The following is a 25,704-nucleotide window of genomic DNA, read 5'->3' as shown; positions in this document are numbered from 1 at the left end:
TCCCCTATTTGACTAAGTCGATGAAATTTTTGATGGACGACAAGCCATCCGGCGTGCCAATACTTTCTGGATGATACTGAAAACCATAAATGGGCAAGCTCTTATGCTGGATGGCCATGATCGAGTTGTCATCAACTGCCCGAGCTGTCACTTCAAAGTCCTCTGGCATCTCTTCAATCAAAATCGAATGATAGCGCATGACCGGCTGCCCATCCTCTATCCCTTGATAAATAGGAGATTTTCTTTCAAAGCGCAGAACACTTTGCTTGCCGTGCATGACTTTGGGAGCCAAGCCTAACTTTCCGCCAAATACTTCTGCAATGGCTTGGTGCCCCAAGCAAATCCCCAAAATCGGCTTTTTACCAGCAAAATCGCGGATAAGTTCTTCCATCCGTCCTGCATCTGCTGGCCAGCCTGGACCCGGAGACAGAACCAAGGCATCCGCTTCTTCTGCCGCTTGATAAAGGCCTGCATCATCATTTCGCAAAACCTTGACTTCTGCGAAATTGCCGATATACTGGGCTAGATTGTAAGTAAAAGAATCATAATTATCAATCAATAAAATCATTGCATCTCTCCTATCTTGGTCATTGATTTGGCCTTATTGATGGTTTCTTGGTATTCATTAGTAGGGATCGAATCATAAACAATACCCGCTCCAGCTTGAACGTAAGCTCTGCCATTTTTCAAAATCATGGTCCGGATAGCGATAGCAAAATCCATATCGCCTGTCGCAGACAGATAGCCAATGGCACCCGCATAAACACCACGTTTTTCCTGCTCTAGCTCATAAATGCGTTTCATGGCTCGAATCTTAGGCGCACCCGAGACGGTGCCGGCCGGCAAGGTGGACTTGAGCGCATCCATAGCCGTCAGTTGAGGCAGAAGCTGACCACGAACCACGCTGGTCAGGTGCATGACATAGCGGAAATACTCTACTTCCATGTACTTAGTGACTTCTACGCTGTTATTCTGGGCAATTTTACCGATATCATTACGCCCCAAATCAACTAACATGCGGTGCTCAGCCACTTCCTTCTCGTCAGCCAGTAACTCCTCTGCCAAGGCTTTATCTTCTCTTTCATCCTGCCCGCGCGGTCTGGTCCCAGCGATAGGATTGGTCGTAACCTGACCCTGCTTGACAGACACCAGACTTTCCGGGCTGGCTCCGATAATCTGATAATCCCCGAAGTCATAAAAGTAAAGATAGTTAGAAGGATTGGTCACACGCAGATTGCGATAATAATCCAGCGGTCTACCAGAATACTCTGCTGAAAAGCGTTGACTGAGCACGCATTGGAACATGTCGCCCCGTCGAATCAAGCTGCGCGCTTCTTCCACCATTTTTTCAAAAGCTGCTTGCTCAATATGACTCTGGAAGTTCAAACTGGATAGTTCCAGCGGTGAAAATTCATCTACCGCAGGCTGCGCCAGCTCAGCCATGATACGCTCCAGACTTGCAGCTAAATCAGCTTCGCTTCTATCACTGTAGAGGGCCTCCTCAAGGATATAGACCTTGTCTTTTTTATGGTCAAAAACCATGTAACTCTCATAGACGAAAAAGTGCATATCCGGCGTCCCAATCACATCAGCTGGAATCTGGCCAATCTCCTCATAGAGGGAAATCATATCATAACCGACAAAACCGATGGCTCCACCGCCAAAAGGCAGGTCTGAATGATGGCCTTTTTTTACGGCTAACTCATGCAGATAGTCCAATGGATCTGCCTCAATTACTTGTCCGTTCTTTGTTAACTGGCCATTTTCATAGCGGACTTCAAAAACTGGATTATAAGCTAGGATAGAAAAACGAGCCGTCTCGCTATCTCTCGGAATACTTTCTAAAATCACCTTGTGGTCGCCCTGAATCCGCATGTAAGCCAGAATCGGCGATAAAATATCAGCTGGTAAAATCTTTTGCATAATCTTTCTTTCTATTTAATCAGAAGCGTATAGGTAGGAGCAATTCGCTAGCTATGACTGCATTCCACAAGAACAGATAACGCCAGTTCGCTGTCAGAACTTGCTCTAAAACTACAGAAAAACGCCCACACAGTTCATCCTGTGAGGGCGTGTCATCGCGGTGCCACCTCAGTTATGGAGTTTTCAGACTCCACATCTCATTTGTTATTGTAGTCATTTAAGTTGCTTTTGGTACAAGGAAGCATACCGGCTCATGGCAAAGTAGGCTAACAAAGTAATAAAAGATCAACTAAAGGACAAAATGTTGACTCCAACAGCCCATTTCATAACTTCTCCTGCCTGTTCTCAGCAACCACAGACTCTCTGAAAGGAGGGATGTTACTACTCTTCTGCTGGGTATTTTATTTTCGTTTTTCTAGATAGTCGGCAATAGCTGCCACATCCTTGTCTCCACGACCAGATACATTGATAATGATGATTTGGTCAGATGACAGTTGCGGAGCTCGCTTGATCGCTTCAGCAATGGCATGAGAGCTTTCAATCGCTGGCAAAATTCCTTCCTTTTGTGTCAATAGAAGCAAAGCATCCACAGCTTCATCATCTGTCGCTGCCACGTATTCTACTCGACCAGAATCTTTAAAGAAAGCATGTTCAGGACCAACTCCAGGATAGTCCAAGCCTGCCGAAATGGAGTAAACCGGTGCCACCTGACCATCTTCTGCAAAGACAGCGTAGGTCTTCATACCGTCCACTACTCCGACACTTCCCTTGGTCATAGTCGCTGCATGCTGGTCTGTGTCAAGACCCCGTCCAGCCGCTTCAACACCAACCAACTTGACTTCTTCATCTGCCACATACTGAGAGAAGGCACCGATAGCATTGGAGCCATCGCCTACACAGGCAATGACATAGTCCGGCAAGCGGCCTTCCTTGTCCAAAATCTGCCGACGTGATTCTTCACTGATCACCTTTTGGAATTCATGGACAATGGTCGGATAGGGGTGAGGACCAACAGCAGAACCCAAAACATAAAAGGCTTCCAAATCACTCATCCAAGCTCCAAAGGCTGCATCCACAGCATCCTTGAGGGTTTTGGTTCCTGTTTCCACAGCGTGAACAGTCGCTCCCATCATTTCCATGCGGAAGACATTGAGGCGCTGGCGCTCTACATCCTCTGCACCCATGTAGACATCGCACTTCATACCAAACTTAGCTGCTGCTGCCGCAGTTGCCACACCATGCTGACCAGCTCCAGTTTCAGCGATGACTCGGGTCTTGCCCATCCGCTTAGCTAGAAGAATCTGCCCCAAAACATTATTAAGCTTATGGGACCCCAGATGATTGAGATCTTCCCGCTTCAGATAAATCTTCGCCCCGCCCAGATACTGAGTCAGACTTTCTGCAAAGTAGAGCGGAGTTTCCCGGCCTGAATAATCCGCCAAATAATGTCGGTATTCCGCTAGAAAATCTGGATCATTTTTATACTTTTCAAAAGTCGCTTCCAATTCATCCAGCAAGGCTTGGATAGGCTCCGGTACAAAGGAGCCGCCGAATTGTCCAAAATATCCTTTAGTTTCTGTCATCTTGATTTCCTCTTTTCTTTATTTTCAAGCAAAACAAAAGCCCACACACAGAAAAAATCTGTGTGAGGGCGTAAAATCGCGGTGCCACCTCAATTATGGAGAAAAGTATAGACTGCCTCCATATCTCTGTCTTGTCTAACAACAAGTTGCACTGTAAGGTGTGCTCACCGAATTTTTATTGCTTCAAATTCATTTTTTGCATCAGCCCACTTCATAACCTTCCACTGCCTGTTTCCACCAACCACAGGCTCCCTGAAAGTAGAAAAAATTATTACTTTTCTGATGATTTATTTTATTATAGGCCTTTCCCTTTTTCTTGTCAAGAAAAAATTTAATTTTTTCTCCTAAATCCGAACCTTTCTCTTGCTAGTCTCTTTTGAAAGCGTCGCCTTGGCGATTTTTCCAGATTTTTTGGCCAAGCTGAAAAGCCCGCCAAGCCAGATAACCACCCAAAGTATTGGTCCAGAGATCATCAAGCTCAAAGACTCGGTTGGCGTTGATGAGAAGATCAAGTAGAATCTGAGTCACTTCGATAGACAGACTCATAGCAAAGCTCATCCAGACAACTTTCTTAGTACTCCGCAGCTTTGGAAAGAGGCAAAGCAATTGAAAAACCAATGGCGACAGCAAAAAGATATTAGCCAAATTTTGGACAAAAACCTTGACCAGTTGGATCCAAGACGTAATTTCGCCAATATTAACAAAGGAATTAAAAGGAACCAAGAGAACCACTACTCGACCAAAATACTGGATACCTGGCGTTTCCATTCCCGGCTCTGGAACCTGAGGAATAAAGCACAGGATGCAGAGCATCAAGAAATAGAGACAGCTTCCTCCGATCAGCAATCTCCGTCCCTTAGCAGTCAGCTCACCGTCTGAAGTCAGATAATTTTTAAGGCTGAACATTTTCAACAAGTGCTTTCTCACGATCTCGCTTCATAGTATTGGAACGCAACTGGCCGCAGGCTGCATCAATATCTGTACCATGTTCCTGACGAACCACACAGTTGACTCCATTTTTCTTGAGGGTATCGTAGAAGGCCATCACGCGCTCTTTGGGACTGCGGCTGTATTGGTCGTGCTCGCTGACTGGGTTGTAAGGAATGAGATTGACATAAGATAATTTCTTGATGTTTTTCAGCAATTCTGCTAATTCCTTGGCCTGCTCTACCCCGTCATTGACTTCGTTGAGCATGATGTACTCAAAAGTTACCCGACGGTTGGTGGTTTCGATATAATATTCAATGGCTGCAAAGAGCTTCTCAATCGGAAAGGCTCGGTTGATTTTCATGATACTAGAACGCAGTTCATTGTTGGGCGCGTGTAGTGAAACTGCTAGATTGACCTGAACGCCTTCATTGGCAAAGTCACGAATCTTATGAGCCAACCCTGAAGTAGAAACCGTGATATGGCGGGCACCGATGGCCAGCCCCTTATCATCATTGACCGTCCGTACAAACTTCAAGACATTCTTATAGTTATCGAAAGGCTCGCCGATTCCCATAACAACGATGTGGCTGACCCGCTCATCCTGACCACGCTCGTCAAAATACTTCTGCACCAGCATAATCTGCGCAACAATCTCACCATTATTGAGGTCGCGTTGCTTTTTAATCAAACCAGAGGCACAGAAAGTGCAGCCGATATTGCAGCCAACTTGGGTGGTCACACAGACAGAAAGTCCATAGTGCTGGCGCATGAGTACCGTCTCAATCAGCATACCATCTGGCAACTCAAAAAGGTACTTGACCGTACCGTCAGCAGACTCTTGAACAATACGCTGTTTAAGCGGATTGACAACAAACTGATCATTGAGCTTAGCAATCAAGTCCTTGGACAGGTTGGTCATTTCCTCAAATGACTGGACGCGCTTGCGATAGAGCCACTCCCAAATTTGGCTAGCACGGAATTTCTTTTCTCCCTGAGCTTCTGCCCATTCAATCATTTCTTCTCGCGTTAAGCTATAAATCGATGGTTTCATGTTTCTCCTTTATTTCTGGCGAATGACAAAATGGCGCTGCGATTGGCTAGATGCTGCTTGCTTTGCCTGTTTGCCTTGTTTCTGTTGTTTGTTCTTGTTTACCTTTGAACGATGTTTTTGCTGCTCATCCTTCGTTTTTTTAGAGCTACGTTCCCTAGAAATTTCTGGATGTTTTTTGCTGTCTGATTTTCTCTTATGATGGGATTTTTTGTCAAAGGCAGCCCGTCTTGGCTGAGCATTTTCCAAAACAAAATAGGCACAGCCATAATTACAATACTCTAGCAGATAGTCTTGCAAACGGCTGATTTTCTCCGCATTTTCCTTGGCTTTCTCATCCCGATAAAAACCGCGCAATCGCAACTGTTCATTGCCCCAGTCACCAACAATATAGTCAAACTTGTTCAGAATTTCTGAAAAGCGTTGGTGAAAGGCCGTCAAGTCAAAGGCCTCTTTATAATTCTCCACCAATTCAAACTCAAATTTTTCTGCAATTATCTTGCTGCCCATTTGCTTAAATTCTGGGCCGGGGAATTTATTGTAATTATACAACTCAGGTGAAATCTCTTTACGCATACCTATCCTTTGTCATTCATCTATCTTACTTCATATTATTTTATCACAAAACAAGGGGAATTTATATTTTTTCAGAAGAAAAAGATCTTTCTGTAAAAAGTCAGACGATTTAATAAAAACTGCTAATCTTTTTTAAAAAGTCCTTCGTTCGTCTCTAAAAGACAAAAATCTTAGCCGAAACTAAGATTTTTTGGTTTTTTCTAAATAATCAATCGCGTCCTGAAGGGTTTTGACCGGCACGATTTTCATATCCGTTTTGATTTCCTTGGCTGCTTCAAGTGCCGCTTCATAGTTGGTCTTGGCTTTGGGATTAGCCTTTTTTTCCTCCTCGCTGACAGGATTATCTGGGGCAAAGAAGATTGTCGCTCCAATCTTGTCAGCAGAGACGACTTTTTTGTCAATCCCACCAATATCTCCAACCTTGCCTTCTCTGTCAATGCTGCCCGTTCCCGCAATCACACGGCCGTCTCGCAGGTCTGGATTAGCCAGCTGAGTATAAATGGCTAGGCTAAACATGAGACCAGCACTAGGACCACCGATACCTTCAGTTGAAAATTCAATTGGAACACTACTGTTGACTTCCGTGCGGTCAATCAAACTAATGCCAATTCCGTTTTTGCCATTTTCCAGCTTGATGATTTTCCCCGTCGCTGTCTTGGTTTTTCCATCTTCCTCATAGGTCACTTTGACACTATCACCCAAGGCCTGAGAATTCACATATTTGACCAAGTCTTCCGAGCTTTCAAAAGTCTTGTCATTGACTCCCGTCACTGTATCCGCAATATTCAAAATTCCTTTAAAGGTCGAATTCGGAGCTACTTTCAGAACATAGACACCTAGATAATTCATCTTGATGTCTTTTCCTGCAGCCTTGAGACCTTGGTATTTGGCCATATTCTGCGACGTTTCCATATAAAATTGGTTGATGCGCATATACTCAGCATCACTTGAGCCACCCGTCATATCCTGAGCCGAATAAATATCCGTAAAAGGCGTCAGCCAAGCGTAAACCAGATGGGCAAAGGTTGCATGCTGGATCCCAACAGTTACAAAATTGTAGGAACCTGCTGCCTGGTCCTCTTTTCCATCCACAGTCAGAACCTTTCTAATGTCTTCTGCTCCCCCAGGCACCTCAATATAGTATGGCAATGGAACAATGAAAGAGAATAGGAAGAGCACAAGCACGATAATCGAGGCTACTCCAGCACAACCAACTACTGTTAAACCACGTTTATTTTCCTTCGTCATCTTTTTCGGATTTGTCATGTTATTATTCATCTTTTTTCTCTAACTCCTCAATTACACTTGCTGGTACATAGGCAGAAAGATCCTGCTGAAAAGCGATCAATTCTCGCATCGCTGAAGAACTGATATATCGGTAGGTCGGCTGACTCAGCAGAAATATGGTCTCCAAATCAGGTGCCAATTCCTTATTAAAAAAATGCAGGCTAGCTTCATAGTCCAAGTCCTGACCGTTACGTAGGCCACGGACAAGAGCAGTCACACCTAGTCTTTTTGCCACATCGACCGCCAATTCATCATGGGAAGTGATGACTTCCACATTTTCCAAATGCGCCAAAGCCGCTAGAACCATCCTTTTTTTCGCATGGATACTAAAAAATCCTTCTTTGTGAGGATTGTAGAAGATTCCCACATACAAGCAATCAAACAACCGACTGGCCCGCTCAATCAAATCCACATGTCCATTGGTAATGGGATCAAATGACCCTGTAAAGAGCCCGATTTTATCTGACATAGACCGTCACCTTTGAAATTCCATATATTTTTTGCTTCCAGATACCCAAGTCTGCGACTTCTTCTGGCAAATCAACCGACTTATCCGTCTCGCAAACAACCATAATATCCTCGCTCAAGAGCTTGCGCTCCGCCATTTTCTCAATATCTGAGATAATCTGCTCCTTGGCATAGGGCGGATCCAGCAGAACCAGATCAAACTGACCAGTCAACTGCTCCAGCGCCCGACTCGACTCCATCTTGAGAAGCTCAAAGCGCGCTGCTTCCTTGGTCATGGCAATATTTTCCGCCACGATAGCTTGCGCCCGCCGATCTTTTTCAACCAAAACAGCCGACTCCATGCCGCGAGACACCGCCTCAATCCCCAGACTACCACTGCCTGCATACAAATCCAGCACCCGGCCGCCATCAAAATAAGGCCCAATCATATTAAAAATCGCGCCCTTGACCTTATCTGTCGTAGGTCGCGTTGTCTTGCCATCTAATGTCTTGAGGGGTCTGCCCCCGTACTTCCCTGAAACAACTCTCATAAAAAACATTATAACAAAAATATTGAAAAGCTGATAGTAATTGCTAAGGCTGGACTTTATTCTCTAGCAAAAAACGGAAACAAGGCTATTTCCGTTCGAAGTCTGTTTTAGAGTTATTTCGCCGAAGACTAAAATGGTCTGGGACTGGATCATCCCCTTCCTCGGACCAGGGATGGCAGCGACCAATTCTGGCCAAGCCCATCAGCACTCCCTTGGCTCCGTGTTTTTCAATGGCTTCAATCATGTAATTGGAACAGGTCGGCTGAAAACGGCAGGAAGGTGGAAAGGCAGGGGAAATAAAGCGCTGGTAAAAACGAACCGGCGCTATCAATAGTTTCTTAATCATTTTTTCTTAGTTTTGGTCACAGCCAAGTTATGCAACTGGCTAACTTCCTTTTTACTCAATCGACGTGCTTCACCCGGCTTGAGGCCAGTCAAATCCAGATGTCCAAACTGAGTCCGTGAAAGCTTGTCCACAGGCAACCCCACAGCTTCAAACATCTTCTTGACCTGATGATTACGCCCTTCGTGGATGGTCAACTGAACCACTGAGCGATTCTTCACGGGATCGACCTTGAGAATCTCATAGACAGCTGGCTTGGTTTTCTTGCCTTCAATGACCAGACCACGAGTCAGCGGACGCAGAACTTCCTTATTGGCTACACCCTTGACACGCGCCACATAGACCTTGTCAATTTCATTTCGCGGGTGAATCATTTCATCCGTGAAATCACCGTCATTGGTCAAAATCAAGGCGCCAGAAGTATCCCAGTCCAATCGGCCAACGGGATAAATTCGCTCCTTGACCTGCGGCAGCAAATCAACGACTGTCTTACGCCCCTTATCATCAGTCACGCTGGAAATCACCCCACGCGGTTTATTGAGCAGGTAGTAGACCTTTTCTTCATTGTAGATAGGCTGGCCTTCCACTTCTACTCGGTCGCCCGACTTGATGGTAGTTGCTAACTCACGCACTACCTGACCATTCACGGTCACTAGCCCCTGCTTGATTAACTCCTCAGCCTTTCTCCGACTGGCAATTCCCGCATGGGCAATGTATTTATTGATTCTCATCGATATTATCCTTTCACAAGATACAAAGACCATTTTCACAACTTTAACAGCTGGAAAAATGGCAGATAGGGAAAGCAATGCCTCCCTCAAAGCTTGGAAGCGTTCAAAAAACGGTCCCTTTTAGGGTGAACTTGTCACTCTCCGAAAAGCTGACTTTCCTCAGCAATGAGCTCCGCTTCGTCCACAATCGGCAATTCATCCAAATGATTGATGCCCATATAGTCCAAGAAATAATCCGTCGTCACATAAAGATTGGGACGGCCAATGACTTCCTTCTTGCCATCTTCTCGAATCAGCTCAAAGGCTAACAACTTCGAAATCGCCCCGCTGGAATTGACACCACGAATATCATCGATTTCCACCCTTGTAATGGGCTGCTTGTAAGCAATGATCGACAAGGTTTCCAGTGCCGCTCGGGATAAGCTCTGGTTAATCGGTGCCCGCGAATACTCTCGTAAAATCTCAGCAAATTCAGGCTTGGTGACCAACTTATAAGTCTTTGACGTTTCCAGCAGGGTCAAGCTGGAGTCAGGATTTGCCTGATAGTTCTCCGCCAATTTTTCCAAACTCTGGATAACACCAGTCGGCGGCAAGGAAAGGATTTCTGATAGCTGATGAACTTTCAGACCGTCTTCCCCCGCCACAAAAAGCAGGGCTTCAATCTCTGCTAATTTACTCATTCTTTCTTCCTACTAAATAAATATTTCCAAAGTTTTCCTCCTGAATGACCTGCACCTCCTGCACCTTGACTAACTCCAAGGTTGCTAAAAAGAGCGTAATCACTTCATTCATGTCTTTGGTTTCTGCAAAAATATCCTGCAGGGCAAGGCGTTTTTGAGCCTGGCAGCGTTGGCGCACCACTTCCATCATGTCCTCGATCTTGTACTCATCTCGCACAATGGTCGTATGACTCTTGGAAAACTCCTCCTGCTTCTTGGTCATCACCTTGGAAAAAGCTGAATAGAGATCAACAGCTGTCTTGTCGTGCAAAAGTTCAGCGTCTTCATAGACCAATTCCAGCTTGGGTTTGGAGTAGTAAAGAGCCCGGTCCTCATGCTGGAGGGACAGCTTTTGGCCCAGTAGCTTAAACTTCCGATATTCCTCAATCTGACTCAGCAAATCCTGCTCCAGATCGTCCTCCAGGTCCACCTGATCCACCACCTTGGGGAGGAGCTTACGACTCTTGATCAGCATGAGCTGGCTGGCCATGACCATGTATTCCCCTGTCACTTCCAGCCGCATGGCCTGCAAGGTGGCCACATAAGCCAGATATTGCTCGATGACCTCGGTAATGGGCACATCGTAAATATCCATCTGATACTTGGATACGAGGTGGAGCAACAAGTCCAGCGGCCCCTCAAAATCTTTTAACTTGATATCCATTCTTATCTGTATTTTTCTAATGTAATCACCGTCTTCAAGCCCAAATCACGAGCAATGTCATAGATGCCGACACCTTTTTCCCGCTGACGCAAAATAAACTGCTCCCGCAGGCTTTGGGCTGACAAACTGGCCTGCCCTTGCTCAATCAAGAAAGCTTCTAGCTGGCGAAAGCCCCATTGGCGTGAATAGGACTTGCCATTCTTTTCAAATAAATAAGTCCCTGTCAAATAATCGCCCAACTCGCTCGTCAGACTTTCGGGGATCTTAATAATCCGCTTCTGCCCAGCCTTCTCAATCCGTAAAACCTGAAAATCAAGATTGACATCTTCAACCTTGACCTGCAGGATTTCACTTGGCAAGAGACCCATTTCCAAAATCAAGAGGGCTATCAACCGGCCTTGTGGCACCGCAGAAGTTTCCCAAAAGGCTGACAAGTCCATCAGCTCGCTTTCCAGTTCCTTGGAAATAGCGACTTTTGGCAATGTCAAGCGGTGAAATTCCCCAATCATCTTGTTCTCGTAAAGATAGTAGAGAAATTGATTGACCGCTGAGAGCTTCCGCTTTTGGACAGCTGCCTTGAAATCCTTGATAGAGGCTTGATAAATCCGCAAATTGGTTTCTGTCACCTTGCTGTGGATTTCATTGACAAATTGCTCCAGATCGTAGGAATAGGCTAATTTTGAATTTTCTGAGATATTTTTTTGTTCTAAAAAAGGGGTGATTTGTTCTTTCATTTTTTGGAAATCTCATACTGACTCGTGAAGGTATGCATCAACGAGTTAACAGCTTTTAAAATCGACTTTCTAGTAATGATGCCATAAAAATGTTGTTCTTTGTCCACAACAGGCAGGAAAGACTCATCCACCAGCTTGTGCAAAACGTCCGCAATCTTGTAATCTGGCTCGACAGTCAGACCATCCTTTCGTGTCATGTGGACAATGTCCATAGACATAAACTCTTCCTCTGCCAGCTCATGCCGCATCCGATAGGCCATGATGTCCGTCAGAGAAATGGTGCCAACGAACTTTTTCTCCGCAGTCACCACTGGAATGCGTGAATAGGTCATCTGGCTAAGCAAGAGAATAGCATGATCCACATTGTGCGTGTCAATCATGACCGCTAGATTCTCCCCAGGTGTCAAAAAAGTGTCTTCATGTTGCAGCAGATAATCTTCAAATTCCTTAGCAATCATCGGGCAAACTCCTTAGACAAGCTTGGATAGAGCTCATGATTTCGCGTATAGAAATCAATTTTAAAACTGTCATCGTCAATCTCTACCTTAGCGTAAAGACGTTCGTTGATTGAGCCACGAGGCTGGCTAATGGAGCCCGGATTGAGGAAGAGAGTCTTCCCTTGCATCCAAGCATCTGGAACGTGCAAATGGCCATAGAGACAAATATCTGCCCCTACTTCTTGAGCCCACAGATCCAGTTTTTGGAAGCTAAAGTTGATATTGAAAAGGTGCCCGTGGGTCTGGGCAATAATAGTCCCATCCAAATCTGTCACCAGCCGCTCTGGATAGCCAGGATAAAAGTCCATATTGCCCGCTACGACATAAATCCCTTTCCAGACTTCATCCTCAAAAGGTAACTCTGAGTCTCCATCATGGAAAATAGCATCGACTTTTCCCAGATACTGATCTTTAATTTCTTCGACAATGGCACGGTCCCCATGGGAATCGCTCATTACGATGATTGTTTGCTTTGCCATGCTGGAAATACCTCCAATAATTTTTGCACTGCTTGTGCACGATGGGACTGGGCATTTTTCTCTTCGATTGTCAGCTCAGCTGATGTCTTTCCTGTTTCTCCGACTAAGAACAAGGGATCATAGCCAAAGCCATTTTCACCTTTTGGCTCATGGGCAATGTAGCCCGGCCAATCCGCTTCGACCACCAAGGATTCCTTATCTGGACTTGCAACCACCAGAGTCGTGTGGAAATGAGCAGAGCGGTCTTTAATATCAAAGACCATGGCCAGCTCATGTAGGAGCTTGATATTATTTTCATCATCTGTTGCACCAACGCCAGCAAAGCGAGCGGACCAGACACCTGGTAGGCCGCCTAAGACATCCACTTGCAAGCCGGAATCATCTGCCAACACCATTTTGCCAGTCAACTTGCTGATCGTTTCAGCCTTGAGGCGGGCATTTTCTTCAAAGGTCATGCCTGTTTCAGCCACTTCTGGTAAATCAGGATAATCATTCAGATTTTCTACCTCGTAGCCCAACTTTCCGAAAAGCTTGCGGAACTCCACTGTCTTGCCCTCATTTCGAGTCGCGATCAAAAGAGTATCCTTGACATCTTTTGCTCCCAGAAAGGCTTGTAAATCCACACCAGTCTGTGGCAGATGGACATAGAGCAATTTGCCCGCTTCAACCAAGAGGAGGGCCCCCTGTCGCTGCAACAATTCTAACTTTCGGCCTGTTTCTTGATTTAAAATATCCAGCAAGAAGGTGAGAAATCGAAAGGCTGAGCCATAGCGAATGACCGTGATATTTAAGGGCAGGCCTAGCTCTTCTTCCGCCAAAATACTCTCTAAGCGATCTAAAATCTCAGAAGCTTCAGCTGGCACCTGCTCGAACTCACTGTAAGAGGCACTTTGTCCCCATTCAGCCACATACCAGTCAGAGGCATCTTTGTATTCATAAATGTTCTTTGTCATAAGGTCACATGCTCCACATTGACTTTCAGATTCAGCCAGTTTTCTGCGATTTCTGCAAATCTCTTAGCATTGGCTGTAGTATAAAAACGATGATTCAGTTCGTGCTTCTCACGACTGCGATTAATTTCAAAATAATTGAGCAGGACAGAAATATCCCGTACACACTCAGCCCCGCTGTCAATCAGCTTGGCGCTTGGCCCCATCATATTTTGAATAATCGGCCGCAGCAAAGGATAGTGGGTACAACCCAAAACAAGAGTGTCCACCTTGCCCGCCAGAGGATGGAGGGTCTCATAGACCACCTTTTTGGTCAGGCTGGACTGGAGCTCATTTGACTCCACCAGCGGGACAAACTTAGGGCAAGCCAGACTCTGAACCTCCATCTCAGGAGAGAGAGCCTCAATCTTTTTTCGGTAAATATCGGACTGAACCGTCATAGGAGTCCCGATGACCCCAATCTTGCCACCAGTCGTAGATTTGATGGCAGCGCTAGCTCCAGGCAAAATCACACCGAGGACAGGAATGTCCAACTTAGCCTTGACTTCCTCCCAGACAACAGCTGTGGCAGTATTGCAAGCAATAACAATCATCTTGACATCCTTGGTCAAGAGAAAATTGACCAACTGCCAAGTATAGTCCCGAATCTGCTCCGCCGGCCTAGGACCATATGGAGCCCGAGCCGAATCACCTATATAAACCACTTCCTCGTGGGGGAGTTGCCGCATCAATTCACGGACAACAGTCAGACCGCCCACCCCCGAGTCTAAAAATCCAATCGGTCGGTTATCCATACAGTCTTCTTTCTAAAACAAGGGATTGGAAGCCTAGCCCAAATCCCCATTTTTTATATAGAAATCTCCGTCTGCCACCAAAAGGCAGCTGAGAGAAGCTTATTTTTTGTTTTTATTTTTAGCAACTGCTGCTTTTTGTTGGTTGATGATTTGACGGTAAACTTGTTGAACACGTGCTTCACTTGGTTTTTGACCATTGGCACTGAGCAACATCCGCACCGCTTCTACATTGAGACGTGGATTTTCTGCAAATTCCTTTTCGACCTGACGGCGAAGCAAGTACATACCAAGCAAAATCCCACCAAAGAAAGCCAGCATAATCAATAAAATTGCTAACAATGTATTCATAATAATCCGAACTCCTGTTTCATTTTTTACATTACTCTTTATTATACCAAATTATCTCTATTTTTCAAAATCAAAGCCATAGAGAGTCGCAAAATAATCTTCTGGTTTTTCAGCCCGACGAATCATGCGAGCCTGGCCATTTTCCTCTAGGAGAATCTCGCTAGAGCGCAGTTTGGCATTGTATTGGTAGCCCATGGAGAAGCCGTGGGCACCAGTGTCATGAATGACTAGCGTATCGCCAATCTGACTGACAGGTAGCTCCCGCTGGATGGCAAATTTATCGTTGTTTTCACAGAGGCTGCCGACCACATCGACAATCTCCGTCGGTCCTTCTGGTCGATCCATATTGGTAATATGGTGATAAGCGCCATACATAGCGGGACGCAGGAGATTAACCGCAGAAGCATCCACTCCCAGATAGGTCCGATAGGTCTGCTTTTTGTGCGTCACCTTGGTCACCAAGAGGCCGAAAGGTGCCAGCATAAAACGCCCCAGCTCGGTGAAAATCTTGACCTGCCCCAGACCAGCTGGTGTCAGGATTTTCTCATAGGCCTGACGAACTCCCTGACCGATAACCGCAATGTCATTTTCCTCTCCATCAGGCTGGTAGTTGACCCCGACACCGCCAGACAGATTGATAAAGTCTAGCTCGACTCCTGTCTCAGCCACGACTTCTACAGCCAACTCAAAAAGCTGCCGCGCCAGTGCTGGATAGTAGTCATTGCTGACAGTATTGGAGGCCAAAAGGGCATGGATGCCGAATTTCTCAGCTCCCAGCTCCTTAAGCTCTTTGAAAGCCTGAATTAGCTGCGCCTTGGTCATACCAAACTTAGCTTCCTCCGGATGATCCATAATGCTGGTTCCCAGCTCAAAGACACCGCCGGGATTATAGCGGCAAGAAATCACCTTGGGAATCCCAGTCACTTCCTTCAAGAAAGCTACATCTTCGTAAGCATCTAGATTGATGGTCGCGCCCAGCTCCCGCGCCAGACGAAACTCCTCAGCTGGCGTATTATTGGACGAAAACATGATCTCATCCCCAGTAAAGCCCAGCTTTTGGCTCATGAGCAACTCCACATAGCTAGCACAGTCCACCCCGCAGCCCTCTTCCTTGAGAATTTTTAAAATAGCAGGATTCGGTGTCGCCTTGACAGCAAAATATTCCTTAAAACCAGCATTCCAAGCAAAAGCCTCATGCAAAGCCCGCGCTCTCGCTCGAATCCCCTTCTCATCATAAAGATGGAAAGGCGTTAGAAACTGCGCGGTCAGCTCCGCCAAGCGCTCACGACTGATAAATGGAGTTTTCATACACGCTCCTACTTTCTCTTTTACTGACAATATTATACCACAAGTGTAGGCTGGGGAGGGGAAAAATACTGAAATATAAACATAGTAGAACTTAAAAAAACTCATATTGGATAGGGAACATACAGGCACACCAATTCTCGACCCCTGATAACAGGAGAATGTTATATCCCAATTTCGAGTTCAGTAGCACATCAATTTGGAATTTTTAATTCTAATCACACGCAAGGAAGAGATGATATAGGACAGAATATTTTTAATGCTAGATCGAAAGATAGATACTTCTATGGAATAGTAAAAGCATCAGGAAATTCTCATGGTGGAGATCCCTATGCTAAAAATCTTTCTGGTCAAGGCAATTTGAGAGCCTTTAACGACTGGTTCAATCAAATGAATGTGACCGTTGGAACTAAAATCAAAGTAGAATGGATTAGTTCCAACGATATCATATTTACGATTCTCTAAATGCAATTACTAAATAAGTGCCTCAAGATAATAATGAGGTTCTTATTTTTATTCTTTCACTCAAGTAATTTTTGTATTCTTGTATCGACGTAATTTTCATATAAATCAAAATTCTTAGTATTTACTACTCCATCGTAATATTTTACTAATTCAAACGGAACACCATAATCGCTTAGTTTTCTACCAGTATTAGTTAGAGCATTATACTCTAGCCTCTGTAGAAGGAGTTTAATTCCAGCAACATCATCAAAATTTCTTCTATGAACTCTTGAATAATGAAATCTATATAACAAATCAAATACACCTAAATACTTTACAAGATGATATTTAAATATTGTATAGATTAATTTAGAAGTTTTACTAATTGCTCTATCTTTACTGTAATTCTTTTGTTTAACGTAATAATCAACAGTTCCTAAAAAGCCTTTTTCTAAAAATCCTGACAGTTGTACTACAATTAAAGAATAATTTTTATTACCTACTCTAGTTTCCATTATCTGTTTTAACTCGGAATTAGAAATAAATTGACGACAAATATCAACTACTGTTTGAAAACCTTCCCAATGAATTTTTGTACCATTGCTTAGACTTAATACTTGCTTTAATCGATCAATTTTACGAAATTCAACTTCGGACATCACTTTTATTCGATTATAAATCAAGATTTTTTCCAAGGGGCCTATAATTCTATATGATTGAAAAATAAAATCTGGTAATCCCGACTCTTGTTTTGCCTTATTAATTTCATCTTTAAACCTCTTATCATCATTTGTCAGAAATTCATCCAGAGTCACTTCTAAATCAATGTCAGTTTTATTGTGGTAATTATCATAATTTTTATGTTCAATTTCATCCTGTTGCGAATTAATGATAATTTCAAATTCTTTTGTTAAATCAATAACATTGCCACTATAATGAACATTAAATCGACCAGATCTCCCAGCAATGTTTTTAGCATCAAACTGTTTTAATGGCTTCCTTCCTTTNTTTACTGCAGTAACAATCAAATTCTTTGCAGTTGTATTGACTCCTTCAGTAATTGTTGTTGTCGAAAAAAGACACAACAGTTCCCCACTATTAAACAAATTAATTATTTCATTCTGAAGATATTTTGGTATTCCTGCATGATGGAGTCCAATTCTCTTTTCAAGTGCTTTATATAGAATCCAATCTGATCCAAATTTCTTTTCTATATGTTTTAAAAAAATAGAAAATAGTTCATTATTTTCTTTATACTCTTTTTCTGACAAAAGCGAAAGATATTCTTCGTTTTTCAACATATGATTAGCAAATCTCTCTACATCTGGCTTGCTTCCACAATAAATTAGAGTATTACCTTCTATCTTTACAATAGTTTGTACTACTTTATCTTGTAGGGACGAGGTACCTACATTTAATTTATATTTAATATTTCCAAGTTCAAACTTATTTCTATCAATGTGTGTAATGTTCTTAGACACAATCTCAACATCATTATATTCAAGAATTGTAAATTTATTAACTCGAACAAAATTATTGAATGAATTTCTTTCTGTATCTAGTTTCTGAAATTGAATATAAGGTCCAGCAAGTAAAATATCTTTACTATTTTGGCAAGCATATTCTAAAGCAAGTCTATAAGCAGTATCTCGTTCATTTTCTTCTGGAGTATCATTATCTATAATAAAGTCATTGTCTATTTTATATATTTCATCCACAAAAGTAAAATCAAAATAACTAGTATTATTATCTAAAAACGAAAGATATCGTTCAGGAGTATAAATAAAAATATTTTTTTCTCCAAGTTCGTCCTCGTTTATTTCACTTAGAGTATGTATTTTATACGGAGAAAAAAACTCATCATTTTGCAACTTTAAATAATTTTCAGATAACAGACTAATCGTAGGAAAAACTAATAATATATTAGAATAATTCATTTTCTTTATAATAGTATAAACAATAAAAGTTTTACCAAATGAAGTTGGAGCAGAGAGGACATATCTATTAACTGAATTATTTTTGAATAATTCTAAAACTTCTTTTTGGTATTTATGTAGCATATAATCAGTTACGATTAAATTCGCTTCATTTAAAAATGAACTCATGGATAATAAATTCATGTCCTCTGGATTTATTTCATTACCTTCTTGATACTTTCTTTCAAGTAGCTCAAAGTATTGTGGTACTCCAGCTTCATTTGCTATATAACGCAAGAAATTTAAATCACTACTTGTAAGTTCGTCTAATTTAACAGCATCGTAATAGTCACAAGTTGACTTGACAAAGACGCCTCTTCTTTCAGGGTATCGTTTATATAAATTCAATTCTTTGATTAGATGAGCGGTTCTTTCGTTTCTATCCATTCAATCACTTCTTCCTTTAATTTATTAGAATCATCAACAGGTAAGAGCATTACAAATACACTAACCTTTATTTTAACAGCCAAATTTAACGAATATTTTCCTAACTCCCTATTGATTTTATCCACACTAGATGCAATTGATTCTTCGTAACCGTAGGTTTGCTGTTTTTGATATGCAATAAAAACAGGGTACATTAACTCAATATTATTATTTTGTAATTCATCGATAAGAATCAGGTCAGGATTATTCTCCCATCTTTTGATTATTCCTTCTAAAATTGGATGGAAATGAGAGATATTATCTTTCTCATTAATAATTGCAAACATATGATTATTCAAATATTCATCTGAAATAGAATAATTTATCTTGGAAAGTACAGAGTTAATTCCAGATGTAAAACTTTGATGAAATTTTGCTTCTCCAAACCAGAGTTCTAAACTACCTTTATTATCAATAATATGAAAAGCATCAAACCCTTTTGGTTCAGATTTTTCAAGAGGAGAATAAAAATAACCTCTAGCAATTAGAACATCAGTATGAAAATAATTTCTTAGAAATAAATCTAAAAGTACTTCCCCATAAAATCCGTACTGAAGTTTTGTTTGAGAGAAATCATTCTCATTATATTTTAATTTAGTTTTGATTACCTTTGTTTGTTCTCTATCCAAGTTAACATAATCAATCTTAAACTCATTCTCAGCGAACTCAACAATTCCATTATAAATTATCTTTGAAATGTCATTATCATTGCCTTTAAAGCAATATTCATCCTTTTCTGTAGATGTCAAATTACTCTTATTAATTGAAGTCACTTGCCCTTGTTCGTCAGTCAGTACAATAGGAAAAGTATATTTTACTATTGTACTATTTATTAAATTTTTAAGATTATCTCTCAATATCCAACTCCCAACCCAATAAATTTCATTTTCATTATACCAAAAAACACGGCTCATCACCGTGTTTCTGTGTTTATTTCACCAACTTCTTCATCTCATCAATACGTGCCACTGTCGCGTCGTATTTTGCTTGGTAGTCGGCTTCTTTGTCGCGTTCTTTTTGGACGACTTCTGGTTTGGCATTGGCTACGAAGCGTTCGTTAGAGAGCTTCTTACCAACCATATCCAGTTCTTTTTGCCATTTAGCCAGTTCCTTGTCGAGACGAGCCAGTTCTTCTTCCACATTGAGGAGGTCTGCCAGTGGCAAGTAGATTTCTGCTCCTGTGATGACGCTTGACATTGCAAGTTCAGGCGCAGGGATGGTTGATGCGATTTCCAAGTGTTCTGGATTTGTGAAGCGTTTGATGTAGTTGACATTGCTGTTAAAGAAGGCTTCCAAATCACTATCGCTTGTCTTAACAAGGATGGTGATCGGCTTGCTTGGCGCTACGTTCACTTCCGCACGCGCATTACGAACGGCACGGATCAAGTCTTTAAGGCTTTCCACACCAGTGTGAGCAACAAGGTCTTCAAAGGCTGGGTTGACAGTTGGGTATTCCGCTGTAACGATAGAGCCTTCTGATATTTGTCCAAAGATTTCCTCTGTCACGAATGGCATGATTGGATGAAGGAGACGAAGGATCTTATCCAAAGTGTAAAGGAGAACAGAACGTGTGATGACTTTCTCTTCTTCGTTATCGCTATAAAGGACTTCCTTGGTCAACTCAACGTACCAGTCCGCAAACTCGTCCCAGATGAAGTTGTAGAGGATGTGTCCAGCAACACCAAACTCAAACTTATCAAAGTTTTCAGTTACTTTTCCAATCGTTTCATTGAGGTTGTGGAGAATCCAGCGGTCTGTGACATTCCCAGCTTCCTTGTTGACAACTTTTTCGACATTGGCAGTTGCTTGCTCAAGGGTCAAGCCTTCATTATTCATGAGAATGTAGCGAGAGATGTTCCAGATCTTGTTAATGAAGTTCCAAGAAGCATCCATTTTCTCGTAAGAGAAGCGCACGTCTTGCCCTGGTGCAGAACCGTTTGAAAGGAACCAACGAAGGGCATCGGCACCATATTTCTCGATGACATCCATCGGGTCAATCCCGTTACCGAGAGATTTAGACATCTTACGTCCTTGCTCGTCACGGATGAGACCGTGGATAAGAACGTTTTGGAATGGCTGACGGCCAGTGAATTCCAAGGATTGGAAGATCATGCGAGACACCCAGAAGAAGATGATGTCGTAACCTGTTACCAAGGTTGAAGTTGGGAAGTAACGTTTGAAATCTTCTGAGTCGACATCAGGCCAGCCCATGGTTGAGAATGGCCAAAGAGCAGAACTGAACCAAGTATCCAAGACGTCTTCGTCCTGAGTCCAACCGTCGCCTTTTGGAGCTTCTTCTCCGACGTACATTTCACCCTCAGCATTGTACCAAGCAGGGATTTGGTGACCCCACCAGAGCTGACGAGAGATTACCCAGTCGTGGACATTTTCCATCCATTGAAGGAAGGTATCGTTGAAACGAGGTGGGTAGAATTCTACCTTGTCCTCTGTGTCTTGGTTGGCAATAGCATTTTTCGCCAATTGGTCCATCTTGACGAACCATTGCGTAGACAAGCGGGGTTCAACCACTACACCTGTACGCTCTGAGTGACCAACACTGTGGACACGTTTTTCGATTTTAACGAGGGCACCGATTTCTTCCAACTTAGCAACGACTGCCTTACGAGCTTCAAAACGGTCCATACCTGCAAATTCAAAGGCCAAGTCGTTCATGGTTCCGTCGTCATTCATAACGTTGACTTGTGGCAAGTTATGGCGTTGACCAACCAAAAAGTCATTTGGATCGTGGGCAGGTGTGATTTTCACGACACCAGTACCAAACTCAGGGTCTGCGTGTTCGTCCCCAACGATAGGGATGAGTTTATTAGCGATTGGAAGAACTACGTTTTGACCAATCAAGTCCTTGTAGCGTGGATCTGCTGGATTGACGGCAACGGCAACGTCCCCAAACATGGTCTCAGGACGAGTTGTCGCAACTTCAAGGGCGCGTGAGCCATCTTCTAGCATGTAGTTCATATGGTAGAAGGCACCTTCGACATCCTTGTGAATCACCTCGATATCAGAAAGGGCTGTGCGAGCAGCTGGGTCCCAGTTGATGATAAACTCACCACGGTAGATCCAGCCTTTCTTGTAAAGGTCCACAAAGACCTTGCGAACGGCTTTTGACAAACCTTCGTCAAGAGTGAAACGCTCGCGAGAGTAGTCTACAGAGAGGCCCATCTTGCCCCATTGTTCCTTGATGGTAGTGGCATATTCGTCTTTCCATTCCCAGACCTTGTCGAGGAATTTTTCACGACCCAGGTCATAACGGCTAATGCCTTCACCACGCAAGCGCTCCTCAACCTTAGCCTGAGTTGCAATCCCAGCATGGTCCATACCTGGAAGCCAAAGCGTATCAAAACCTTGCATGCGTTTTTGACGGATGATGATATCTTGCAAGGTTGTATCCCAAGCGTGACCAAGGTGAAGTTTCCCAGTTACATTTGGTGGTGGAATAACGATCGAATAAGGCTTAGCCTTTTGATCACCAGAAGGCTTGAAAACATCCGCATCAAGCCATTTTTGGTAACGACCAGCCTCAACCTCGGCTGGATTGTATTTAGGTGAAAGTTCTTTAGACATGTGTGTGCTCCTTAATTAAAATCTCTTTTAGGCAAAGAATATACTTCTTCTCCTCAATATTAGTATCTATAATAATCTTCAGTTCTGTACTTAATATTAATGCTAGAATTAACAATGTGGCAAATAAACTTCTTAAATCTTTTGTTTCAGGCAAAATTAGCCAATATAGCATACCATCTATACCATAATACATAGAAAGACATAAGAAACCAATATAGATCCCTTCAAAGATTGGCATTTTTTTAAAATTTTTAGTAAAGCTTCTAAAATAGAATACACTTGCTATCATAAAAAATGATGATAGTGCAAGTACTATCCCTTGAGTTAAGTCAGTTATTTTGAACAGAATTAATAAAGAATTAGATAGAGAAGTAATAATAAGAATAAAGTATATAAAACTATTAAATATATCGAGTTTTATCTCGCGTTTTGATCTTTCCCAGTCATATTTTAAAAGTAGTTCTAAGTATTTTGTTAATACATTTACACTTTTAGTTGAATAATCGAAATTATCAACTAATCTCCAAATATGACCATCATTCATATAAAATTCATATGTATCTTCTTTAGATATATATCTACCATATGGATTTAATTGTGTTTCGAGTCTATTTATTGCAAAGAAGCGATTCTTCCCACTCAATAAATCAACTATAATTGACTTTATCTCCTTTCTCCACTCTGAACGTTCTTTCGTTATAAAATCTAATTTATTCTTTTTAGTGTTATTTATAAATAACAAAACTGCACTTAATACAGCTCCTATTCCTGCTCCACTAAGTAGGGTAATAATCTGACCCACTTCCAATATTTACCACCTACTCTCAAATACTAGTATTATATCTCAACTGTTCGAAATTTTCGAACGGTTCAACTAACAACTTTTTCCTCCTACTCACTCCTCAGCAAGCCATAAGCCAACTCTGCACAGCGATTGCCTTGGGCATCTTTGCGGTCTCGGAGGCGAGCTTCAAGGGTGAAACCAAGTTTCTCAGCGACTCGTTGACTTTGTTTATTGTAATCAAAACATCGAATTTCAACTTTGTGGAGTTTAAGAATGGTAAAAGCAACTTCTATCAAAGCACTGACGGCTTCTGGCACATAACCCTTCCCCCAATAATCTGGATGCAGGAGGTAGCCAATTTCAAAGACATCATCTTCATGGCGGTGATTGAAGTCACAAGAGCCAATGACTCGGTCTTCCCCCTTAACCGTAATGCCATAGCCTGACGGAAGTTCCTTCTTTTCCAAATTTTCAAAATAGCGATTTTCAAAATAGTCACGCTCTGCTTCCAAGCTATCTACAGGAGGAAAGCCAGCTGGATAACAGACTTCAGGCAGACCAGCATAAGCAAACATATCCTCCACATCATCTGCCGTTCGCTGACGCAATATCAACCGCTCAGTTTCCAACCTTGGCAACTCTTTGCCATTATAAGATTCAAGAAGTTTCATTCAACCCTCCTTTCCGCAACATAAAAATAATCCCTTCCTAGTCAGACTAGAAAGGGACGAATGTGCTTATCCGCGGTACCACCCAATTTCGGGCAGTTGCCCGCAACTTTCGTCTTTGAAGTAAATACAAAGACACTTTTATTTCATTTTTAACCATCAGCAACCAGTTTTGACACATTTGTGGACTTCTCAGCACCGCCACTTTCTGTAAAATGCTTGACTCAAAACACCTCTGATGAACCTATTCTATCACCTTTCCAGCGAAAAATCAATAATTTCTCTCACCCAAAAGTCCGTCTGGCAGATCATGAAATCCTTTGCCCGCCTGATAGTTGGCGAATTTTCCTAAAAGGAACTGGTAGGCATCTAGTCGACTCTCATAGCGAATGGCCGCTTCCTTGGCCCGCTCGTCTTGGTCCGCCTCGTAGACTGCCTGGCTCTCCTTGAGGGCCATCTCGTTAATCATGACCTGGGTCTTGACCCAAGCTTCAAACTCCTGTAAAAATTCCTGTTCGTAACTCATGTTTCTCACTTTCTAACTGCAAATACCTAGTCCAAATCTCGGTAAAAATCACTGTCAATGTCACGGAAGGGCTGAATGTCCTGCACATACTCCAGCACCCCCTGAAATTCACCAGCCTCATCCCGCACCGTCGCATAGGTCACATGGACAAACTTGCCCCGTGATTCCGACTTAAACCACATCTCAAACTTGTCCCGTTCTCCCTCACGCAGAGCCTTGAAAATCCGCCGCACCTTGTCCAAAAACTTGGGCGGGTGGCAGAGCTCGACATTGCGCCCTATCTGGGACGGCGTCCGCTTGAAAATCATCTCGTCTGCTGGCACACTGTCATTATAATACTGGAAAATATCGTCCTTATTGACGAAGGTAATCTCCATGGGCAGATGATCTAAAATCAGATTGGCCTCCGCCACCGACAGATAGCCATGGCCAAAAGGCTGCTGGGAGTCCCGATTAAAGGCTTGCTCTTTCTTTTCCTTGGGCTTAAAGGAAATGGTGACCTGACCATCTGGCGTATCAATGACCTGCTGAAATCTGCCATCACTAGTCTGCTCTGTGCTGGCTGGCGCTTCGCTTCCTTCATCAGCAGCATCCCCAGCTTCCTCCTCCGAGAATGAGTGCCAAGCAGGAATCCATTTCTCCGTTGGCTTGATGATGGCATAGCCATAAGCATCACTCTCCTCAGCAATCTTGAGCCAGTCATCTTGAGTAAAGGACTCGAGGAGAATCATGAGAAGGATAGACTCCTCCTTGAAAATCATAGCTTCAAACTCAGCAGCAAAAGTCTCAAACTTATCCTTGACTTCTTGAATAGAAGTATCTGGCAGCTGTTCTGCAGCAGACCTAGCCTCTTGGAAAAGGTCCCGAATCTGGTCGTCTACACCCCACATGACCTTGGGCGGCGAATCGTGGCCGTAGCTTTCCATGATAGGAAACATAAGCTCTTCCTTGCGTTGATAGTGGACATCAAACTGCGCCACTAAACCCAGCTGACGCTGGAGTCCCTTGCGGATTTCTGGAAGAAGCTCTTCATCTTCTGTGCTTTCATAGGTGGATAGGAGCCTGCGAACCCGCATAAGGGCAGCCCGCAGCGCTAAATTTTCCTGCTTGAAGATCTGAACAGGATGGCCTGGATGGTCGGTATCAGCCACCTCCACATCCTGAATGGCACCTTTAAAGAGGTTGGCATGGACATTGCAGAGGGACATGACATCCTCGAAAGTCACTCCCGTATCCGAGTTCATCAGCTCATGCTCCATCAGGCTGATTTCGATAGCGGACACACCAGCAAAATGCTCGTTGAAAAGCTCCTGAACGGACTCTGCCGAAGCTCCATTATGTAAATCCAGCAAGATAGACTTGAGGACTTCAATGCGTTCAGTAGCCATG

Annotated in this window: 27 protein-coding genes and 1 other annotated feature; all 27 genes read right to left on the bottom strand. The window is 43.0% G+C overall.

Annotation, left to right across the window (positions count from 1 at the left end; translation table 11 throughout):
* Positions 1-4: 4 nt before the first annotated feature.
* The 27 genes from D8872_RS00465 to D8872_RS00330 all read right to left on the bottom strand — a co-directional run bounded on the left by D8872_RS00465 (position 5) and on the right by D8872_RS00330 (position 25,703).
* Positions 5-568: an aminodeoxychorismate/anthranilate synthase component II gene (locus D8872_RS00465; RefSeq protein ID WP_125389572.1), complete on the bottom strand. Its 564-nt coding sequence runs from the start codon at positions 566-568 to the stop codon at positions 5-7.
* Positions 565-1,923, bottom strand: coding sequence for an anthranilate synthase component I (trpE, locus tag D8872_RS00460; protein WP_125389571.1), 1,359 nt, complete (start codon positions 1,921-1,923; stop codon positions 565-567). The genes D8872_RS00465 and trpE overlap by 4 nt, the downstream gene beginning before the upstream one ends.
* Positions 1,924-2,324: 401 nt before the next feature.
* Positions 2,325-3,506, bottom strand: a complete 1,182-nt coding sequence (trpB, locus tag D8872_RS00455) for a tryptophan synthase subunit beta (protein WP_125389570.1) — start codon at positions 3,504-3,506, stop codon at positions 2,325-2,327.
* 61 nt (positions 3,507-3,567) lie between these two features.
* Positions 3,568-3,797: a binding site (T-box leader), on the bottom strand.
* 75 nt (positions 3,798-3,872) lie between these two features.
* Positions 3,873-4,412: a VanZ family protein gene (locus tag D8872_RS00450; RefSeq protein ID WP_125389569.1), complete on the bottom strand. Its 540-nt coding sequence runs from the start codon at positions 4,410-4,412 to the stop codon at positions 3,873-3,875.
* Positions 4,399-5,487: a dual-specificity RNA methyltransferase RlmN gene (gene rlmN, locus D8872_RS00445; RefSeq protein ID WP_045499038.1), complete on the bottom strand. Its 1,089-nt coding sequence runs from the start codon at positions 5,485-5,487 to the stop codon at positions 4,399-4,401. Before rlmN ends, D8872_RS00450 begins: the two co-directional genes overlap by 14 nt.
* Positions 5,488-5,496: 9 nt before the next feature.
* Positions 5,497-6,060 (bottom strand): YutD family protein, encoded by a 564-nt coding sequence (locus D8872_RS00440; RefSeq protein ID WP_125389568.1) that lies wholly within the window; start codon positions 6,058-6,060, stop codon positions 5,497-5,499.
* A gap of 180 nt (positions 6,061-6,240) precedes the next feature.
* A complete protein-coding gene (locus D8872_RS00435) occupies positions 6,241-7,308 on the bottom strand; it encodes a SepM family pheromone-processing serine protease (RefSeq protein ID WP_221760743.1) in 1,068 nt (355 codons plus the stop codon).
* A 22-nt stretch (positions 7,309-7,330) separates the two neighbouring features.
* Positions 7,331-7,816: a pantetheine-phosphate adenylyltransferase gene (gene coaD / locus D8872_RS00430; RefSeq protein WP_125389567.1), complete on the bottom strand. Its 486-nt coding sequence runs from the start codon at positions 7,814-7,816 to the stop codon at positions 7,331-7,333.
* Complete coding sequence (gene rsmD / locus D8872_RS00425; protein WP_125389566.1) at positions 7,806-8,345, bottom strand: 16S rRNA (guanine(966)-N(2))-methyltransferase RsmD; 540 nt, start codon at positions 8,343-8,345, stop codon at positions 7,806-7,808. Before rsmD ends, coaD begins: the two co-directional genes overlap by 11 nt.
* 85 nt (positions 8,346-8,430) lie before the next feature.
* Complete coding sequence (gene yidD, locus D8872_RS00420) at positions 8,431-8,691, bottom strand: membrane protein insertion efficiency factor YidD (protein ID WP_185761358.1); 261 nt, start codon at positions 8,689-8,691, stop codon at positions 8,431-8,433.
* On the bottom strand, positions 8,688-9,419 hold the full coding sequence (locus D8872_RS00415) for a pseudouridine synthase (RefSeq protein ID WP_005592340.1): 732 nt from the start codon (positions 9,417-9,419) through the stop codon (positions 8,688-8,690). The genes yidD and D8872_RS00415 overlap by 4 nt, the downstream gene beginning before the upstream one ends.
* 134 nt (positions 9,420-9,553) lie before the next feature.
* The gene (scpB, locus tag D8872_RS00410; protein ID WP_005590827.1) at positions 9,554-10,099 is read right to left on the bottom strand and encodes an SMC-Scp complex subunit ScpB; all 546 of its coding nucleotides are present in this window, start codon (positions 10,097-10,099) and stop codon (positions 9,554-9,556) included.
* A complete protein-coding gene (locus D8872_RS00405) occupies positions 10,092-10,802 on the bottom strand; it encodes a segregation/condensation protein A (RefSeq protein WP_125389565.1) in 711 nt (236 codons plus the stop codon). The genes scpB and D8872_RS00405 overlap by 8 nt, the downstream gene beginning before the upstream one ends.
* 2 nt (positions 10,803-10,804) lie before the next feature.
* Complete coding sequence (gene xerD / locus D8872_RS00400; RefSeq protein WP_125389564.1) at positions 10,805-11,536, bottom strand: site-specific tyrosine recombinase XerD; 732 nt, start codon at positions 11,534-11,536, stop codon at positions 10,805-10,807.
* Entirely contained in the window at positions 11,533-11,994 is a 462-nt protein-coding gene (gene cbpB / locus D8872_RS00395; RefSeq protein WP_125389563.1) for a cyclic-di-AMP-binding protein CbpB, read from the bottom strand. Before cbpB ends, xerD begins: the two co-directional genes overlap by 4 nt.
* Positions 11,991-12,512 (bottom strand): metallophosphoesterase, encoded by a 522-nt coding sequence (locus D8872_RS00390; RefSeq protein ID WP_125389562.1) that lies wholly within the window; start codon positions 12,510-12,512, stop codon positions 11,991-11,993. The genes cbpB and D8872_RS00390 overlap by 4 nt, the downstream gene beginning before the upstream one ends.
* The gene (locus tag D8872_RS00385; RefSeq protein ID WP_125389561.1) at positions 12,488-13,465 is read right to left on the bottom strand and encodes a nucleoside-triphosphate diphosphatase; all 978 of its coding nucleotides are present in this window, start codon (positions 13,463-13,465) and stop codon (positions 12,488-12,490) included. The genes D8872_RS00390 and D8872_RS00385 overlap by 25 nt, the downstream gene beginning before the upstream one ends.
* Entirely contained in the window at positions 13,462-14,256 is a 795-nt protein-coding gene (gene racE / locus D8872_RS00380) for a glutamate racemase (protein WP_125389560.1), read from the bottom strand. The genes D8872_RS00385 and racE overlap by 4 nt, the downstream gene beginning before the upstream one ends.
* A 99-nt stretch (positions 14,257-14,355) precedes the next feature.
* Complete coding sequence (locus D8872_RS00375; RefSeq protein WP_015605536.1) at positions 14,356-14,604, bottom strand: YneF family protein; 249 nt, start codon at positions 14,602-14,604, stop codon at positions 14,356-14,358.
* A gap of 57 nt (positions 14,605-14,661) precedes the next feature.
* A complete protein-coding gene (locus D8872_RS00370) occupies positions 14,662-15,912 on the bottom strand; it encodes a diaminopimelate decarboxylase (RefSeq protein WP_125389559.1) in 1,251 nt (416 codons plus the stop codon).
* A gap of 518 nt (positions 15,913-16,430) precedes the next feature.
* A complete protein-coding gene (locus D8872_RS00360; RefSeq protein ID WP_446677432.1) occupies positions 16,431-18,413 on the bottom strand; it encodes a helicase-related protein in 1,983 nt (660 codons plus the stop codon).
* 272 nt (positions 18,414-18,685) lie between these two features.
* Positions 18,686-19,612 carry a Hachiman antiphage defense system protein HamA gene (locus tag D8872_RS00355; protein ID WP_125389669.1) on the bottom strand — a complete coding sequence of 309 codons (927 nt, stop codon included), beginning with the start codon at positions 19,610-19,612 and terminating at the stop codon, positions 18,686-18,688.
* Between the two features lie 73 nt (positions 19,613-19,685).
* Positions 19,686-22,337 carry a valine--tRNA ligase gene (locus D8872_RS00350; protein WP_125389557.1) on the bottom strand — a complete coding sequence of 884 codons (2,652 nt, stop codon included), beginning with the start codon at positions 22,335-22,337 and terminating at the stop codon, positions 19,686-19,688.
* Complete coding sequence (locus D8872_RS00345; RefSeq protein ID WP_125389556.1) at positions 22,330-23,145, bottom strand: hypothetical protein; 816 nt, start codon at positions 23,143-23,145, stop codon at positions 22,330-22,332. The genes D8872_RS00350 and D8872_RS00345 overlap by 8 nt, the downstream gene beginning before the upstream one ends.
* 83 nt (positions 23,146-23,228) lie before the next feature.
* Positions 23,229-23,792, bottom strand: coding sequence for a GNAT family N-acetyltransferase (locus tag D8872_RS00340; RefSeq protein WP_125389555.1), 564 nt, complete (start codon positions 23,790-23,792; stop codon positions 23,229-23,231).
* A 268-nt stretch (positions 23,793-24,060) separates the two neighbouring features.
* Positions 24,061-24,315 (bottom strand): DUF1912 family protein, encoded by a 255-nt coding sequence (locus tag D8872_RS00335; protein ID WP_002899692.1) that lies wholly within the window; start codon positions 24,313-24,315, stop codon positions 24,061-24,063.
* A 26-nt stretch (positions 24,316-24,341) separates the two neighbouring features.
* Entirely contained in the window at positions 24,342-25,703 is a 1,362-nt protein-coding gene (locus D8872_RS00330) for a DUF438 domain-containing protein (RefSeq protein WP_125389554.1), read from the bottom strand.
* Between the last annotated feature and the right edge of the window lies 1 nt (position 25,704).

Origin of the sequence: Streptococcus cristatus (assembly GCF_003943815.1) — a bacterium.
Taxonomy (GTDB): domain Bacteria; phylum Bacillota; class Bacilli; order Lactobacillales; family Streptococcaceae; genus Streptococcus; species Streptococcus cristatus_F.
The sequence above is the reverse complement of the archived record's forward strand: the minus strand, read 5'-3'. Positions and strand labels throughout refer to the sequence as shown.

Excerpts from the sequence above, each read along its gene's own strand:
- xerD (WP_125389564.1), bottom strand. The coding sequence starts at position 11,536 with ATGAAAGAACAAATCACCCCTTTTTTAGAACAAAAAAATATCTCAGAA.
- D8872_RS00465 (WP_125389572.1), bottom strand. The coding sequence starts at position 568 with ATGATTTTATTGATTGATAATTATGATTCTTTTACTTACAATCTAGCC.
- D8872_RS00335 (WP_002899692.1), bottom strand. The coding sequence starts at position 24,315 with ATGAGTTACGAACAGGAATTTTTACAGGAGTTTGAAGCTTGGGTCAAG.
- D8872_RS00450 (WP_125389569.1), bottom strand. The coding sequence starts at position 4,412 with ATGTTCAGCCTTAAAAATTATCTGACTTCAGACGGTGAGCTGACTGCT.
- D8872_RS00390 (WP_125389562.1), bottom strand. The coding sequence starts at position 12,512 with ATGGCAAAGCAAACAATCATCGTAATGAGCGATTCCCATGGGGACCGT.
- D8872_RS00330 (WP_125389554.1), bottom strand. The coding sequence starts at position 25,703 with ATGGCTACTGAACGCATTGAAGTCCTCAAGTCTATCTTGCTGGATTTA.
- D8872_RS00370 (WP_125389559.1), bottom strand. The coding sequence starts at position 15,912 with ATGAAAACTCCATTTATCAGTCGTGAGCGCTTGGCGGAGCTGACCGCG.
- coaD (WP_125389567.1), bottom strand. The coding sequence starts at position 7,816 with ATGTCAGATAAAATCGGGCTCTTTACAGGGTCATTTGATCCCATTACC.
- yidD (WP_185761358.1), bottom strand. The coding sequence starts at position 8,691 with ATGATTAAGAAACTATTGATAGCGCCGGTTCGTTTTTACCAGCGCTTT.
- D8872_RS00435 (WP_221760743.1), bottom strand. The coding sequence starts at position 7,308 with ATGACGAAGGAAAATAAACGTGGTTTAACAGTAGTTGGTTGTGCTGGA.
- trpB (WP_125389570.1), bottom strand. The coding sequence starts at position 3,506 with ATGACAGAAACTAAAGGATATTTTGGACAATTCGGCGGCTCCTTTGTA.
- D8872_RS00440 (WP_125389568.1), bottom strand. The coding sequence starts at position 6,060 with ATGCGTAAAGAGATTTCACCTGAGTTGTATAATTACAATAAATTCCCC.
- D8872_RS00350 (WP_125389557.1), bottom strand. The coding sequence starts at position 22,337 with ATGTCTAAAGAACTTTCACCTAAATACAATCCAGCCGAGGTTGAGGCT.
- cbpB (WP_125389563.1), bottom strand. The coding sequence starts at position 11,994 with ATGATTGCTAAGGAATTTGAAGATTATCTGCTGCAACATGAAGACACT.
- D8872_RS00415 (WP_005592340.1), bottom strand. The coding sequence starts at position 9,419 with ATGAGAATCAATAAATACATTGCCCATGCGGGAATTGCCAGTCGGAGA.
- rsmD (WP_125389566.1), bottom strand. The coding sequence starts at position 8,345 with ATGAGAGTTGTTTCAGGGAAGTACGGGGGCAGACCCCTCAAGACATTA.
- D8872_RS00340 (WP_125389555.1), bottom strand. The coding sequence starts at position 23,792 with ATGAAACTTCTTGAATCTTATAATGGCAAAGAGTTGCCAAGGTTGGAA.
- scpB (WP_005590827.1), bottom strand. The coding sequence starts at position 10,099 with ATGAGTAAATTAGCAGAGATTGAAGCCCTGCTTTTTGTGGCGGGGGAA.
- trpE (WP_125389571.1), bottom strand. The coding sequence starts at position 1,923 with ATGCAAAAGATTTTACCAGCTGATATTTTATCGCCGATTCTGGCTTAC.
- rlmN (WP_045499038.1), bottom strand. The coding sequence starts at position 5,487 with ATGAAACCATCGATTTATAGCTTAACGCGAGAAGAAATGATTGAATGG.
- D8872_RS00385 (WP_125389561.1), bottom strand. The coding sequence starts at position 13,465 with ATGACAAAGAACATTTATGAATACAAAGATGCCTCTGACTGGTATGTG.
- racE (WP_125389560.1), bottom strand. The coding sequence starts at position 14,256 with ATGGATAACCGACCGATTGGATTTTTAGACTCGGGGGTGGGCGGTCTG.
- D8872_RS00375 (WP_015605536.1), bottom strand. The coding sequence starts at position 14,604 with ATGAATACATTGTTAGCAATTTTATTGATTATGCTGGCTTTCTTTGGT.
- D8872_RS00405 (WP_125389565.1), bottom strand. The coding sequence starts at position 10,802 with ATGGATATCAAGTTAAAAGATTTTGAGGGGCCGCTGGACTTGTTGCTC.